Source organism: Candidatus Desulfosporosinus nitrosoreducens, assembly GCF_030954495.1.
Taxonomy (GTDB): domain Bacteria; phylum Bacillota; class Desulfitobacteriia; order Desulfitobacteriales; family Desulfitobacteriaceae; genus Desulfosporosinus; species Desulfosporosinus nitrosoreducens.
Genome location: NZ_JAVHUW010000070.1, coordinates 18376 through 33901, shown reverse-complemented (window position 1 = coordinate 33901; position 15526 = coordinate 18376). Strand labels below are relative to the sequence as shown.

At 46.0% G+C, this 15526-nt stretch carries 18 protein-coding genes; all 18 read right to left on the bottom strand.

What is annotated here, in order from left to right:
- Positions 1–16 precede the first annotated feature (16 nt).
- A complete protein-coding gene (gene gltA, locus REC12_RS19290; protein WP_308897311.1) occupies positions 17–1411 on the bottom strand; it encodes an NADPH-dependent glutamate synthase in 1395 nt (464 codons plus the stop codon).
- On the bottom strand, positions 1411–2253 hold the full coding sequence (locus REC12_RS19285; protein WP_308897310.1) for a sulfide/dihydroorotate dehydrogenase-like FAD/NAD-binding protein: 843 nt from the start codon (positions 2251–2253) through the stop codon (positions 1411–1413). Before REC12_RS19285 ends, gltA begins: the two co-directional genes overlap by 1 nt.
- 215 nt (positions 2254–2468) lie before the next feature.
- A complete protein-coding gene (gene nusB / locus REC12_RS19280; RefSeq protein ID WP_308897308.1) occupies positions 2469–2939 on the bottom strand; it encodes a transcription antitermination factor NusB in 471 nt (156 codons plus the stop codon).
- Between the two features lie 11 nt (positions 2940–2950).
- Positions 2951–3199 (bottom strand): DUF2273 domain-containing protein, encoded by a 249-nt coding sequence (locus tag REC12_RS19275; RefSeq protein WP_308897306.1) that lies wholly within the window; start codon positions 3197–3199, stop codon positions 2951–2953.
- Entirely contained in the window at positions 3196–3711 is a 516-nt protein-coding gene (gene amaP, locus REC12_RS19270; protein ID WP_308897304.1) for an alkaline shock response membrane anchor protein AmaP, read from the bottom strand. The genes REC12_RS19275 and amaP overlap by 4 nt, the downstream gene beginning before the upstream one ends.
- 51 nt (positions 3712–3762) lie before the next feature.
- Positions 3763–4158, bottom strand: coding sequence for an Asp23/Gls24 family envelope stress response protein (locus tag REC12_RS19265; RefSeq protein ID WP_308897302.1), 396 nt, complete (start codon positions 4156–4158; stop codon positions 3763–3765).
- Between the two features lie 248 nt (positions 4159–4406).
- Positions 4407–5753 carry an acetyl-CoA carboxylase biotin carboxylase subunit gene (gene accC / locus REC12_RS19260; protein WP_308897300.1) on the bottom strand — a complete coding sequence of 449 codons (1347 nt, stop codon included), beginning with the start codon at positions 5751–5753 and terminating at the stop codon, positions 4407–4409.
- Between the two features lie 11 nt (positions 5754–5764).
- A complete protein-coding gene (accB, locus tag REC12_RS19255) occupies positions 5765–7672 on the bottom strand; it encodes an acetyl-CoA carboxylase biotin carboxyl carrier protein (RefSeq protein ID WP_308897298.1) in 1908 nt (635 codons plus the stop codon).
- A 226-nt stretch (positions 7673–7898) separates the two neighbouring features.
- Positions 7899–8258: a response regulator gene (locus tag REC12_RS19250; RefSeq protein ID WP_308897297.1), complete on the bottom strand. Its 360-nt coding sequence runs from the start codon at positions 8256–8258 to the stop codon at positions 7899–7901.
- A gap of 124 nt (positions 8259–8382) precedes the next feature.
- Positions 8383–8961, bottom strand: a complete 579-nt coding sequence (locus REC12_RS19245; RefSeq protein ID WP_308897295.1) for a SpoIIIAH-like family protein — start codon at positions 8959–8961, stop codon at positions 8383–8385.
- A gap of 3 nt (positions 8962–8964) precedes the next feature.
- Positions 8965–9522: a SpoIIIAG-related protein gene (locus tag REC12_RS19240; RefSeq protein WP_374214233.1), complete on the bottom strand. Its 558-nt coding sequence runs from the start codon at positions 9520–9522 to the stop codon at positions 8965–8967.
- A 31-nt stretch (positions 9523–9553) separates the two neighbouring features.
- Positions 9554–10129: a stage III sporulation protein AF gene (locus REC12_RS19235; RefSeq protein ID WP_308897292.1), complete on the bottom strand. Its 576-nt coding sequence runs from the start codon at positions 10127–10129 to the stop codon at positions 9554–9556.
- Positions 10130–10142: 13 nt separating this feature from the next.
- Positions 10143–11327 carry a stage III sporulation protein AE gene (spoIIIAE, locus tag REC12_RS19230; RefSeq protein ID WP_308897290.1) on the bottom strand — a complete coding sequence of 395 codons (1185 nt, stop codon included), beginning with the start codon at positions 11325–11327 and terminating at the stop codon, positions 10143–10145.
- Positions 11328–11331: 4 nt separating this feature from the next.
- Entirely contained in the window at positions 11332–11718 is a 387-nt protein-coding gene (spoIIIAD, locus tag REC12_RS19225) for a stage III sporulation protein AD (RefSeq protein WP_308897289.1), read from the bottom strand.
- Between the two features lie 11 nt (positions 11719–11729).
- Positions 11730–11927 (bottom strand): stage III sporulation protein AC, encoded by a 198-nt coding sequence (gene spoIIIAC, locus REC12_RS19220; RefSeq protein ID WP_308897287.1) that lies wholly within the window; start codon positions 11925–11927, stop codon positions 11730–11732.
- A 19-nt stretch (positions 11928–11946) separates the two neighbouring features.
- Positions 11947–12456 carry a stage III sporulation protein SpoIIIAB gene (gene spoIIIAB / locus REC12_RS19215; protein WP_308897540.1) on the bottom strand — a complete coding sequence of 170 codons (510 nt, stop codon included), beginning with the start codon at positions 12454–12456 and terminating at the stop codon, positions 11947–11949.
- A complete protein-coding gene (spoIIIAA, locus tag REC12_RS19210; RefSeq protein ID WP_308897286.1) occupies positions 12456–13493 on the bottom strand; it encodes a stage III sporulation protein AA in 1038 nt (345 codons plus the stop codon). The genes spoIIIAB and spoIIIAA overlap by 1 nt, the downstream gene beginning before the upstream one ends.
- A 335-nt stretch (positions 13494–13828) precedes the next feature.
- Entirely contained in the window at positions 13829–15367 is a 1539-nt protein-coding gene (locus tag REC12_RS19205; RefSeq protein ID WP_308897284.1) for a putative bifunctional diguanylate cyclase/phosphodiesterase, read from the bottom strand.
- Positions 15368–15526 lie beyond the last annotated feature (159 nt).

The window sequence follows — 15526 nt, the reverse complement described above, 5'->3', positions numbered from 1 at the left end:
CAGCCTAAACGGTCAATTATTTTGTTTTCAGATAAGCGTCAATACCGGCGGCAGCCTTTTTGCCGGCTCCCATGGCCAGAATTACAGTCGCTGCACCCGTAACAATATCTCCGCCTGCAAAAACACCTGGCTTGGAGGTCATCAAGGTTTCCGGATCAGCAACGATATTGCCCCGTTTGTTCAACTCCAGACCGGGAGTTGAGGTCGTCACCAAAGGATTCGGGCCTTGACCAATGGCCACGACGACAGTATCCATTTCAATTTCAAACTCCGAACCGGGAATAGCCACAGGAGAACGCCGCCCGGAGGCATCCGGTTCTCCCAGCTCATAGCGCAGGCAGGTTAAGCTCCTGACCCAACCACGCTCATCGCCCTGAATGGAAACCGGATTAGTCAGGAGCTGGAATTGAATGCCTTCTTCTTCGGCATGTTCAAGCTCTTCTTTCCGTGCCGGCATTTCGGCGCGGGAACGACGATAAATAATATAGACGTTCTCAGCACCGAGCCGTAAAGCCGTACGCGCGGAGTCCATGGCCACATTGCCCGCACCGAGTACTGCCACGTTCTTGCCCACCTTAACGGGGGTTGCATAATCCGGGAACTTATAGCCCTTCATCAGATTAGTTCTGGTCAGGAATTCGTTTGCAGAATATACGCCGTTGAGGTTTTCTCCCGGGATATCCATAAAGTATGGCAGGCCGGCTCCAGTGCCGATAAACACGGCATCATAGCCGTTTGCCATAAGTTCGTCCACTGAGGTCACTTTGCCCACAACTTGGTTGGTGAGGATTTCAACCCCCATCTGCTTTAAGGTATCGATTTCCGTCTGCACAATGTCCTTAGGAAGACGGAACTGGGGAATTCCATACATCAAAACCCCGCCGGCAACGTGCAAGGCTTCAAAAACTGTGACCGCATGTCCGGCTTTGGCCAAATCTCCTGCGCAGGCTAATCCTGCCGGTCCGGCGCCGATGATAGCCACTCGTTTACCGCTCGGTTCCGCCTTTTCCGGTTCCGTTTTTTCCAATTTCATGCCGAAATCTGCCGCAAAGCGTTCCAGGCGTCCGATAGCTACGGATTCTCCTTTAATTCCCAAAATACATTTGCTTTCGCACTGGGATTCCTGAGGACAAACGCGCCCGCAAACGGCAGGCAGGGAATTCTTTATTTTCAGAACCCTGGCAGCTTCCTCGAAGTTTTCCTCGGCGATTTGTTTGACGAAATCAGGGATAAGTACTTCTACGGGGCAACCGGTGCGACATAAAGGTTTCTTGCACTGTAAGCAACGCTGGGCTTCTTCTACGGCCATCTCTTGAGTATAACCCAAAGCGACCTCTTCAAAATTATGCGCTCTGACCTTGGAATCCTGGCAGGGCATTTCGTGACGGGGTATTTTAACTTTCGCTGCCATTAATGATGCCCTCCTTCGTGATTGCATTCTAAACGGGCCTTAGCACGATTCTCTTCGTCCTTATAAAAGGCGAGGCGTTTCATGGCTAAGTCAAAATCTACTAAATGACCATCAAACTCAGGGCCGTCAACACAGGCAAACTTTGTTTCATTGCCGACACTAATCCGACAGGCGCCGCACATACCGGTGCCATCCACCATGATCGGATTCATACTGACAATGGTCTTCAAGCCCAAAGGCCGAGTATATTCCACAACCGCTTTCATCATAACCATCGGACCGATCGCCCAAATGGCAGCAACCTTGTGGCCTTCACTTAAGACTTTGGCTAAGCCGTCTGTAACAAATCCTTTGACCCCAGCCGTGCCATCATTTGTGGCAATGACTACCTCACTGCTGACAGCGCGCATTTCGTCTTCCAAAATCAGAAGATCCGCACTCCTTGAACCTAAAACAGAAATCACATGATTGCCCGCCTCTTTTAACGCTCTGGCAATCGGATGGATTGGAGCTATGCCAAGGCCCCCGCCAATACATACAACCGTTCCATAATTTTCAATTTCTGAAGCTACCCCCAGCGGACCCACAAAATCTTGGAAGGCATCCCCTTCGTTCATCTTGGTGATGATTGCCGAAGAATACCCAACATCTTGAATAACAATTGTAATTGTACCTTTTTCGCGATTAAAGTCCATAACGGTAAGCGGAATTCGCTCACCAACTTCGTCAACACGAACAATTACAAATTGGCCAGGCTCCACTTTCGCAGCCACGGCCGAAGCTTCGACTTCCAGCAAGGCAATACCCTGTGCCAAGAGTCTTTTTTTAACGATTCGGTACATTTGACTCCTCCTCAATGTCCAGAAATTTTGCTCCAGAAATTTTGCTCGCATTTTATGATTATTCGAGATCTTTAAGCAATTTCCTTCAGCAATATTACATTAAATTTCAAAGAATTAAACACATCTGAGAATTAGAAAAATCGGGGGTCAACAATCTCCAAAATAAAGTCTTTTACAAGAAAAAAGAGTTAATTTAGCGTAAATTCCAGGGATTTTTAAGCATTATTCAGGGGTTTCGCCGAATTAGTGTGCGATTCCAAAGCAACATTAACAGTGTTTTTAGCCACACTGTCCACAATTCTATCCAGAATCCCGTTAACAAATTTTGCTGATTCTTCTCCGCCAAAGCGTTTGGCTAACTCAATAGCTTCGTTCAGACTTACACGTCCCGGTATATCCGGGCGAAAAAGAATCTCACAGGTAGCCAGGCGCATCACATTGCGGTCAACATTGGCCATTCGTTTTATTGCCCAATCTTGAGCGAAGGTAGCGATTGTTTTGTCAATCTCCTCCAGATGAGCGACTGTCTCATCAACGAGTGCTTGAGCAAATACTTTACTGGCCTCGGGAACTTTAAATTCTTCCGCCCAACGCTGAACTTCCGCTGTCGTTGACAGGGGCTCTTTCGTCAAATCTCTCTGGAAAAGTACCTGTAATGCTGTTTCACGGGCTAATCTTCGGCTCAAGGAAATTCCTCCTAGTATTTGTTAATATTTTTCTCCAACCAAGCAATAATATCCTGATGATCATCTTGACGCTTACCCAAGACAAATCCCAGAAGAACAAAGATGGCCAGCACCATAGTCCGCCAAAACCCAAGAGTTACCATTAATAATCCAACTATCAAGCCGATCAAGGTTCCGATAAATTTCCCGGGATGATACTCCAAGGCCCAAGTAACAAATCGGGAAAGCTTCTCTCCTATGCCCTGCCAAAAACTGCTCATCGAACACGTGCCGTGTGCACCTTTTCCAGACGCCGCACCAACACTTTCACCTCTGTCACAGTAATTCCGGTATAAAGCTCAACGTCCTGTTTAACCTTCTCTTTCAGTTCCTTGGAAATCTGAGGTATTTGAACACCCTGCTCATATTGACATGATATTGTGATTTGAAGACCTGCTTCACGTTCCCGCAGGCTTGATTGCACCTGCATCACACCGGATAAGGCAGTGGCGCTGCGGGCAATAATCTCCTCTAAAGCCTCCTGGGAAATCCGCACATCCCCGCCGCTCGCGGGAGTCCGGAAGGTGCGGTTGCCATTTTCTCGCGGCCGAACAAGAAGAAGCAAGCCTCCCAGAAGCAATAAAACAGCGACAATCAAGCTATCCCAAGGGTTCCATCTCAACCAGTCGATTCCTCTAATTAATAACGCATAAGGGAGCCCCCACCCTGTGGCCATGGCAAATATCCAAAGTGCCCCCAGAACCATGAGAACTCCCCAAAAAAAGGCTAACATTGTCGTCCTCCTTTCAGAAGCCCCCCCTGGTATTTCCAGGGGGGGCCTAATCTACTTCAGACGGAAGTCTTCCTCTTTGATTTCCGGCAGAGGTTTAAAATTAACCCCCTGTACATGTACATTAGCTTCAACAACCTTAAGGCCTGTCATGCTTTCAATGGCTTCTTTTACGGCCTCTTGCACCTTGAAAGCGACTTCAGGTATTGATACGCCATACTCTACCACAATAAAAAGGTCTACGGCAACCTCATGTTCGCCTACTTCCACTTTGACCCCTTTGGAGAGATTTTTATTTCTTCCCAGCATGTGCGCCAGGTCTCCCACAAGGCCTCCGCTCATGCCAACAACACCCTCGACCTCAGAAGCTGCTAATCCGGCAATAACTTCCACAACTTCATCGGCAATCCGAATAGAACCAAGGGAGTTCTCAGTTCCCAAGCTTTCCATTTTCTCACCTCCTATAGAATCGGTGTTCAATATTCGATATTTCGAGGTTCGAAGTCCCAGGCCGGAGTATGTACAACGCGCATTTAACTCCTGGATAAGATCAGCCCAGACCTTGCAATGCATTAATCAATCCACTATATCGTTGCTATTATAACAAATCAAGGGCATTCTGGCAAAGATTATTCTGTCAATCTTTGCGAACGCCCCATCTTGATGCCCTAAATTATTGCCTGCTAAAAACCTGCAAGTTACTCTCCCAGGATGCGGCGCTGAATAAAGTTTGTATATACTTCCCCTCGCCGATAAAAAGCATTCTCTAAAACTTTCAGATGGAAAGGTATTGTCGTATGAATCCCTTCAATCACAAATTCTTCAAGAGCACGTTTCATCCTCTGCATAGCTTCCTGCCGGGTTGCACCCCAAACTATCAGCTTTCCAACCATTGAGTCATAATAAGGCGGAACAGTATATCCCTGATAGGCCGCACTGTCGACCCGCACTCCGGGACCGCCCGGAACGTGATAAATTTTCAAAGTGCCGGGGGAGGGCATAAAATTCCTGTCCGGATCTTCGGCATTAATTCGGCACTCGATGGCCCAGCCGCGTATTTGGATATCCTCTTGAGTATAGCCTAAAGCCTCACCCGCGGCTAAACGTATTTGCTCTTTCACTAAATCGAGTCCTGTTACCAATTCGGTGACCGGGTGCTCTACTTGAATCCGGGTATTCATTTCGATAAAGTAGAAATTTCCATGGCGATCCAGCAAAAATTCAATCGTGCCCGCACTGGAATAATTCGCCGACTTAGCGGCCTTGACTGCTACAGCCCCCATCTTTGCCCTTAACTCAGGACTCAAAGCAATGGACGGCGATTCTTCCAAAAGCTTTTGATGGCGACGCTGCAAAGAACAGTCTCTTTCTCCCAGGTGTACTACGTGGCCGTATTTATCACCTAAAATTTGGATTTCAATATGCCTCGGCTCCTCGACATATTTCTCCAAGTAAACATCGGAACTGCCAAAGGCTGCTTGAGCTTCGCTCTGAGCGGCTTGGATCGCTTTACTCAGTTCCTTAACGTTCTGAGCAACCCGCATCCCCTTGCCTCCGCCCCCAGCCGAGGCTTTAATTAAAACCGGGTAACCAATGCTTTCCGCGACTTGCTCAGCCATTTGTTCATCTTTAATGATATCCTTTGACCCCGGAACCACAGGAACTCCTGACTCAATCATTGTTTTTCGGGCTTTCGCTTTATCTCCCATTGTTTCAATAGCCTGAGCGGACGGCCCAATAAAGGTGATCCCACATGACTCACAGATCTCAGCGAAACGAGCATTTTCAGATAAAAAACCATATCCGGGATGAATAGCGTCGACCCCAGTCAATTCCGCCGCGCTGATGATATTGGGAATATTCAAGTAACTTTTTGCACTTGCCACTGGTCCCACACATACCGCTTCATCCGCAGCCTTTACATGCAAAGCCTCCCGATCTCCTTCAGAAAATACTGCGACAGTTTCAATATCAAGCTCGCGACACGCCCGAATGACGCGCAGAGCAATTTCTCCACGATTGGCAATCAGGATTTTTTTAAACATGAATTTTCTCCTTATTTCTCAATGATAAACAACGGCTGACCATATTCGACCGGCTGACCATTCTCAACCAGAATCTGAATTAGCTTTCCTTCAACATCCGATTCAATCTCATTCATCAACTTCATGGCTTCAATGATGCAGACAGGCTGCCCAACACTGATTCTTTGGCCTACTTCAACATAATGGTCGGCATCAGGAGATTGAGCACTATAGAAAGTTCCCACCATCGGTGCCGTTATCGTTTCGGTATTCTGACGTAAAACTGTTTCTGAGGCTTTAAGCGGGGCCTCCATGCCTACATCGGATTGAAAGCCCACACTCTCCAAGACACTCGCTTTCACGTCTTGACGAGCAGGAGCAATGACCGGCACACCGAAAGCAGCATTTGCCCCTTTGCGGATACAGATTTTTACTCCATCGCTTTCCAGATTCAACTCACTAATTTCAGTTTTATCAATAATTTTAATTAGTTCTTTTATTTCATTTAAATTCATTTTTGAATCCTCCTTAGACAATCCCGTCGGCCACATTTCTTTGGTTAATTTCGTTTCGTTCGCTGTACTTTGGATTTCTTTTTTGGGAAGAACCCCCTGCTTTCTCTCCTCGTAAAACTTCCGAGCTATTTGAGGAAAAATAGCAAAGTTAATGACATCCTCCGGAGAATGGGCAAACCCGCTGCTGTCCCGTTTGGCCTTCTCCATTCCCGGTTCCAGTTTATCGGCCGGGCGAACGGTCATAGGCTCTTCATCACCGATAATCTTCTTTTGAATCTCAGGATTGATTGAGGCAGGAGGACGGCCATATAAACCGCGAACATAAGCTTTAACTTCGCCAGGCACTAATTTATATCTTGCCCCGCTTAGAACATTTAATACGGCCTGCGTCCCCACAATTTGGCTCGTTGGAGTAACTAAAGGAGGATATCCCAACTCAGCTCGAACCTTGGGGATTTCATCCAAAACATCGTGAATGCGCTCAAGAGCCCTTTGTTCTTCTAGCTGAGACACCAAATTAGAGATCATGCCCCCGGGAACCTGGTGTTCAAAGACTCTCATGTCAGAAATCCGGGTTATCCCCCGCTCAAAACCGCGGCTTTTACGCAATGCTTCAAAATATTTGGCTATATGAAACAGATTTCTAAGATTTAACCCGGTATCATAAGCCGAATCTTGAAATGCCCGTACAACGGTCTCCACGGGAGGCTGACTTGCCCCAAAAGCTAAAGGGACACTTGCGGTGTCAATGACATCGACACCGGCTTCCGCTGCTTTTAAATAAGCGCCTACTGCCATCCCTCCGATATAATGGCTGTGCAAATGAATCATAATCCCAAGTTCCTTCTTTAACAATGAGACTAATTCATAAGCTTTAAACGGTGTGAGAAGCCCCGCCATATCTTTGATACAAATTGAATCCGCGCCCAACTCGGCAAGTGCCGTTGCAGTTTCCAGGTAATGTTCTATGGTGTGAACCGGACTGATTGTGTAAACGACGGATGCTTGAACATGAGCCCCTGCCTTTTTAGCAGCTTCCATAGGAACAACCATATTTCTCACATCATTAAGTGCATCAAAGATCCGGATAATGTCAATTCCATTTTTTACGCTTAAAGAAACAAACTCACGCACCACATCATCCGGGTAGTGTTGATAGCCAACTAAGGACTGCGCTCGAAGCAGCATTTGCAGCGGAGTCTTGTGCACCCGGCGTTTAATCTCCCGCAAACGTTCCCAAGGATCCTCTCCCAAGAAACGAAGACAGACATCAAAAGTGGCTCCCCCCCATACTTCGAGTGAGAAAAATCCTGCCTCGTCTATTTCTTCTAAAATCGGCAGCATATCTTCCGTACGCATTCGAGTAGCCCAAAGGCTTTGATGAGCATCTCTAAGTGTCGTATCCGTAATCTTAACTGGTTTCACTGCCGTACCCCTCTTTCTATAACCTCATCAAAACTTTTAATAAGGTATATTGTCGAATTAGAATAAGACTTTGTCTCTGGAAATAATACTTTCCCAAGTAAAACATATGTCTTATTATATGGGGCAATGAAACCATTTTCAACGCACTCTAAATAAGTATATTGTATTTTGGGCAAATTAAAAAGCTGTCACACCAGTGCCAGCTCAATAAAATTCTTCAGGCCGCTTAATTAAGGTGCTTATTGACGATTCTCAAAAGTTCGTCCGGACGAAAAGGTTTGGAAACAAAATCAACTGCTCCTCGCTGTAGGGCTTCTAATACCATCGTTTCATGCGCCACAGCGCTGCAAATGATTACCTTAGCCGAGGGATCAAATCCCAAGATTTCATCAAGGGCCGCTAACCCGTCAAGTTCAGGCATTGTAATATCCATGAATGTCAAAATTGGCCTATAAGACTTGTAAAGCTCAACAGCCTGGCGGCCATTTTCAGCTTCAACAATATCTTTAAGGCCTTTACGCGCTAGGATTTGACAAATCATTAAGCGCATAAAGCTTGCATCATCTGCAATTAAGATTCTGTTCATTCTCGGAGTCCTCTCCCTCTCAACCAGGACTTTAGTCCTATCTCTTATAATTCGCTCTCAAGAAACATTTTCCTGCTCAGGGTAAAGAACTTTTTATAAAAGAACTTTATTATTTGCAAAAATCCTAATTTTCAACAGATATCATAATTTTAGCCAACTGTATATTTGTCTCCCGCACAACAATCGTTTGGATTAAGCTGACTTCATCAAGCGTTAAACTCGGGGCATAAACAATCAAGGTGACATTGTCCGGATTGACATCAGCGACGACATCTTTGCAGCCTTTGATTTTCAGGAGGTTTTCGATTTCATCTTCTCTTTGGATTTTGGTACTAAGCTCCAGCCATTTTTCTTGGGCCTGAGCTTTTGTTTTTTCAACACTGGAATTAAGTAATTCGGAGAGCATGGCCTTGGTTTCCTGACGAAACTGTTCTCTTTTCAACCGATAATTTACGAAATAGTTTTCCCCGGTGCCATCCGGTTTAATAGTTTCAAACTGAATTTTTATATTGGGATCAACAGTAGAGGCCGTAGCGGCTAAGGCCGGTACGCCGGAAACGGCTGAAGGGCGCTGATGCGCATTAAACCATACTGAAAATGCCCCTAATATCAATCCCAAGCTGGCGACAAGTCCCAATAATTTTCCCAGAAGGAGCAGACGGTCACTAAACATGAGTTCAGATTTTAATGTTCCCTTTACCATTCATTATACTCCTCCCATTGGCACAACGGTTATTTTAGCGCTTGGAATATTCAGGAGTGTTTGAACCGCCGTATGAATCCCTTCCCGAACCTTAGGATCACGAGCTCCCTCAGCGATAACCAAAACTCCGGCAACCTCCGGACGGTCTTCCATCACCATAACGGGCTGAGATGTACCGTTCGGCATAACTACCTGGTTGTTTTCAGTGACCTGGGTTGTCTCCCGAGTTCCTCCGGCTTTGTCCGTTTCCTTAGACGTATTTTTGGTAACATTTTGATTGCGGGCATACTCACTTTTTAGCCCTGTAGACAAACTCACGGATACTTGAACTTTTCCTACGCCATCCATTAAAGAAAGGTTGGCTTTAAGTTTATTTTCCAGTTCCTTTTCCAAGGCACTGATTTTAGTCTCCGAGACGGATACTGCTGAACTTGCCGGCTTTGTCTGCAGCATTTGAGCCGGCGACTCCGTTCCTTTTCCCAAATATATAAAGGACATGCCCACCGCAATAAGCGCAACTAAACCTACTAACATTTTCTCTGAAGAAATGAGCTTGAGCATTTTCACACCATCGACCTCCTTGAAAAATTAATTAACGTTCCTGAACGTGAATCGCCTCTTTAGGCAGGCTCATAAAGACCGAGATTTTATCCCGAACTTCGTCGCTTTTGGGAGATTGTTGGGGAGCTTGGGGCTTAGGCCCTATAGTGATCGGCTGAACAGGTTCTATTTCCTCTTTGGCCGCCGTCAAGGTTACATCTATGGCGGATATTTTAGGCTGATCAGCAACACCGCCTGTTCCATCTGCAAACTTTATATCCACCGAGGCAGATTCAACCCCTTTTGTGCTTAGCGCCAAGGCCTCGATCTGGTTGACAAGGATTTGGCGATATTGTTCTTGAACAGCATTCCGTCCGGCTTTAACTCCCTGCTCTTCAGCAATCACCGGAAGGTCTTGAGGAGCAGCCTCGCTCCATGCGGGAATCTCCATGGACAAGGGGGTGTGCAGCAAGGTGGATATTGGGGCAAGGACGGCGGAAATGACAAACAAGCCCATAACCATCTGGACAAATCCGCGCATTGATTTATTCGGCAAAAGCATTTCCAGAAAGGTTGCCACTAATAAAATCAGAGCCAGATTTCGTACTAAATTTTGCAGAGTCTGCACAATGCTCCCCTCCTCAGTGCAACATCACGGAAAATGTCCCTGTACCTATCACGACAGCTATCATCATGAAAAACATAATCGCAACGGAGGCGACGGTTACTATGATAAATATCAGGCTTTTGGACATATCCTGAAGACTGTCTGCCAAACCCTTTTCGCCAAGAGGCTCTACCAGAGCAGCCGAAACCCGAAACACCAGAATCATCGCCAGAAGCTTAATCAGAGGGCCGACACAAATAACAACAAGCGCTAACAAAGCAATAATTCCCACGGCATTTTTTAACAGCAATCCGGAAGTTATCACTAACTCCACTGCATCTTTGAAAAACTTCCCGGCGACAGGCACAAGATCGGCAGAATATTTCGCTGTCCGAAAAACAACACTGTCAGCCACACCACCTGTTACTCCTTGAACGGTCATAACTCCAATAAATATGGTCATCACAACCCCTAGGGCAATCTTGCCTACGAATTCAAAAAGTCCGGCTAATTTGCTGAGCTTGAACTCGGTTGAAATATGATTAAAGAGTTTCAGCACCGCGGCAAGGAAGAACAGTGGCAGGATAATTGTTTTAATGATTGTCGCCAAGACGGTCAAGCTGCCCATGATAAGCGGTTTGAATAAGGCTGCACTTGTCAGGTTTCCCATGGTAATTAATAACGTCAGCATAACCGGAAATAAAGTCTGCATCAGGCCTACCATTTGGTCAATGACACTCGAGGCTATGCTCAAAGCCTCACGAAACGACGTAAGCGCAATGCTCAGCAAAACAAGGTAGGTCATTACTTGAGCGGTTTTGCCAACATTTCCGCTAAACGCTGTCTGCAGCTGGCCTAAAATACCGGCGAGAGCCGCCAGAACCAGCAGCTTCCCAATCAGGGGAACGCTGTTTCCTATCTCTCTCGTTAAGATACCCAGCAGCATCTGACCGAACTTTTCCGGTGATAAATCTAATTTGCCGCTTTTCAAGTCTTCGAACATTTGAGCGAGGGAAAAGTTCGTAATCCCCTTTTGCACATCGTGATCCAATTGGTCCAAAAAGCCCTGCAGCTGGCTTAAATCGACCCCCTGGGAAATTTCGGCGCTTTGCGGCGCCTGGGGTGAGGAAACCTCATCTGCTAATAGCGGAGGAGTTGTCCCACTGCATAAGACAACGAGAAAAAGAATTAATTTGGCGATCGTAACCCTCAAACACATCACCTCACGGAACGAGCCGCACTAAGGACTCGGTAATGGCTACAATAATTGGAATGGCTAAGACAATAACTCCGACTTTAGCCGCAATTTCAATTTTGGTGGCTAAAGCACCCTCACCGGCATCGCGGCAAATTTGTGCCCCAAACTCTGCCAGATAGGCCACACCGACAATTTTTAAGACGATCAATAAGTAATAAGAGCTGATATTAGCTTGGTCGGCTAAGGTTTGGAGCAGATCAATGACAACTTTAATTTTACTTAAAATTAATATAAATATGGTTGCGCCGGCTAAAATCGAAAGCTGCAAAGCTATTTCCGGTCGAAACTGTTTTAAAACAACGCTGATAATCGTTACGATCAGGGCTAGTCCCACTATTTGCCATATTTCCACATTTTAGCCCCCTAGTACAGGTTAAAAACACTCTTTACTAAAGTGAATAGTTCTGAAATCGATTGGACGACGATATAGAGAACCACGATGACTCCGATAATGGTTACACCTTGAGCCATTTCCCCTCGTCCGGATTGATTCAAAACGGAAGCAAGTACCCCAACCAAAATTCCTATTCCGGCAACGGTAATGATTAGATTAAAGCTCATGCTCTTGACTCCTCTCTTGCTATATTAGAATGAGTACTCCTGCGATCCCACAGAGGAACCCTAGATAGGACCACATTTTTGCCTGCTTTTCCGACCAAATTCCGACTTGGTCTTTTAACATAGTAAGCTGGCGCAGCACAAGTTCCAGCTGTTTATGCTGTTCCTGGCCGTCGGAGCGCCCGAGTCCTTTGCCGATATCTCGAATCACCCGCCAATCTTCCTGTTTCAAACAAAATCGAGAACTTTGCAGGGATATTTCATTATTCCAGGCCTCACCGGCAGGCTCCCCTCGTTCTAAGCGTTTTTGCAATTCGGAGAAAAACCCTTGCCAAGGTACATCTGTTCGTTCTTTCAAAACACAAAAGGCCTCTGGTAAAGGTGTTGACCCCCAAACAATTTCCGTATCCAAGAGAGTCAGAGCGACCAGGCATCCTCTCAATTCTTCTGGCCTGCGTCGAATTCGCTGAGCCAGCCACAAGCCCATTGATCCACAACCGGCAATCAGTGCTATACACCCCAATACTATCATCACAGGCTCCTCCCAGTTTTAAGATCGTAAACTTCCTCGATCGTCCCCGGACCGCTTTGTCTGCTCAACACCACCAAACGTTCAAACACTCCTTCCTCAAGCAAATAGGCTAAACTTGGCCTGCTTTTCGCTTCTTCCCAAGAACTGGCATGAGCCGTGCTTAAAATTTTCACCCCTGTACGCAGCGCATCTCGCAAAGCCGCAGCTTCATCGCGATGACCCAACTCATCCATGACAATAACTTGAGGAGCCATGGAACGAATGAGCATACTCAAACCGGATATTTTGGGGCATCCATCCAAGACATCTGTGCGGTAACCCAAATCATAGGTAGGCATCCCCTGCCACATACCGGCGAGTTCACCACGTTCATCGATAACTCCCACACTCTGTCCTTCAAACCCCAGGTGAGGAACTCCGTTACTAATTATGCGGACCAGATCTCTCAGAAGAGTAGTTTTTCCTGCTCGAGGAGGAGAGATTAACAAAGTATGACAAAGTGAGCCGTCGCTTTGGAGAAGTTTAGGTAAAACACAACAGCCTTGACCTTTAACATCATGAGCAAGACGAATATTCAGAGAGGAAATATGCTTCATCTTTTGGATTTGACCTTGCTGAAGAACCGCCTCTCCTGTTACCCCTACTCGGTTCCCTCCGGGCAGCGTTAAAAAGCCTTGTCTCAGATCTTCTTCAACTGCATAGACCGAACTTTGAGTCATCCTTTCCAGAGTTGCTGTCAGGTCCCCCGAAGTCACTATATAAGCTCTGTCCGGCGCAGTAATTTGACCGTCGCTGTTGAGAAAAAGATCCTTATTGGCGGTTCTGAGCAAGAATGGCTGACCGACCCTTAAACGGATTTCTTCGACTTCCTGAAATCCAAGATCCTGAACTTTATTCAAGATTAAGCGGACGCTCTCGCCAAACCACTTGGACATATCTTTCAAGGCCGATACATTTTGCTTAGAAACTGAAAGTTTCGATGCTGCGGGCACTATTTTCTCTCTTTGGATGACAGATAATTGATAATGCAGCGACACGTCTTTGCCCCCCTTAATTGAAGGTATGTCCGCCTTGACTATTTTAGACATGGTTGGAATGGAAAAAGTATTTTCACTAGCTGGAAGGGCTGGGCTGTAAAACGGACAAGCCTCGGAATGCTGAGTGAACAATGTGGGCGAAGCTGCCCGACCCCCAAAGGTCTATTTTTATTGATCAGTGGTGCCGCTTCGCGGCATGTTTGGCCAACTGTATAAAAAAGCCGAGTACATGAATGAGACTGCATGTACCCGGCTTTTTTACTCTCCAATTTGTTTAACAATGACAATCGAATTTAGGAAATCTTGCTCTCGTAAAATAATCTTTTGTTCTTAAATTAAGCTAATCGGCTGAGCAGCATTTCCATTTCTTTGGGGCCGACCGCTTTGCTAAAGAGAAATCCCTGCATTTCATCACATCGTTTATCTCTGAGAAAAGACCACTGTGAACTCGTTTCCACCCCTTCTGCAACCACTTTTAAGCGAAGGTTTTTGGCAAGTTGAATAATGGCCGTGACGATTTCTTTGCCATTGTCGCCGCTGCTGATATCCCGAATAAACGACTGGTCTATTTTCAACGTATCAATAGGCATACGGCGCAGATAATTCAGGGAAGAGAACCCTGTTCCAAAATCATCAATCGAAATTCTCACACCTAACTCCTTGAAACGTCTTAACATTTCGAGTGACGCTTCCCCGTTTTCCATAGCGATGCTTTCCGTAATCTCCAGTTCCAACCATTCCGGCTCCATCCCGGTTTTGGCCAAAATTTCCGCCACCCTTTTAACAAAATTCGGCTCACGAAATTGACGGGCCGATATATTCACAGCCATGCGCATAAAGGGGTGCCCTTGAGCCCGCCAAATCATATTTTGCCTGCAGGCAGTCTCCAATACCCATTCCCCGATCGGAACAATCAAACCCGTTTCTTCGGCAATAGGAATAAATGACAACGGGGAAACAAGTCCGTGCTCTTTGGAATCCCAGCGGACCAAGGCTTCAAGTCCAACAATACAGCCTTTATGAAAATCAACCTGAGGCTGATAATGAAGAATGAACTCATTGCGCGCTAAAGCTTTGCGCAAATTATTTTCCGTTGAAAGCCGTTCATTGGCTTTAATGTTAAGACCATTGGTAAAAAGCTGACAATTGTTCCGGCCTAATTCTTTAGCGTAATACATGGCTGTATCCGCTTGTTTTACCAAAGATTCAATATCGCTGGCTCCTCTTGGGTATAGACTGATTCCCACACTTGTGCTCATGTACACTTCACTATCGTCTATGATAAACGGTTGCGTGAAGGCTGCTAAGATCCGCTCCGACACTCTGACAGCCTCCTGATCGTGACTGATCTCAGGCAGAAGAACTAAAAATTCGTCTCCGCCCTGTCTGGCGATCGTGTCCCCTTCGCGCAAGGTTCCACGTATTCGCTCTGCGACCGCTTTTAAAAGAAGATCTCCCAGATTATGGCCCATCGTATCATTGATCAGCTTAAAGCGGTCTAAATCCAAAAACAAAACAGCCAGCTGACCGCGTTTATGCCTGGTTTGGGCTAAAGCCTGTTTTAAAAGTTCATTAAACAGCAGGCGGTTGGGCAGAGCTGTCAGCGCATCATGATGAGTTTTATAGGCCAACTCTTTAAATCCCCATTGAAGTAAAAGATAAAGCAAAAACGCCGTGAAGAGAGCACAGAGCAAAGCTTTCAAGGTTGATAACTCCAAAAACAACTGTTGATTGGAAACGGTCATCTCTAAGAAATGGTCTGACAAAAGAATCCATCCTCCGCTAAACAAGGCATAGAGAATTGCGACCTTCAAAGGAGAGATGCTGCGAAATGTCTGTCTGTTTAACTTGAATCTCCGTATTCTTATGCCCACGTGCAAGGACTCCTTTCTTTTGATCATATTCTCCAAAAGACGAATAATTCCCTGCAAATAGACCAGGCCAGATCGCAATTTAATCCGAGGAAAAAAAAGACAATTAATAAAGAGTGCCCCCAGCTGCTTTAAAACAACCCGTTGCACTCTCCGTTTGAG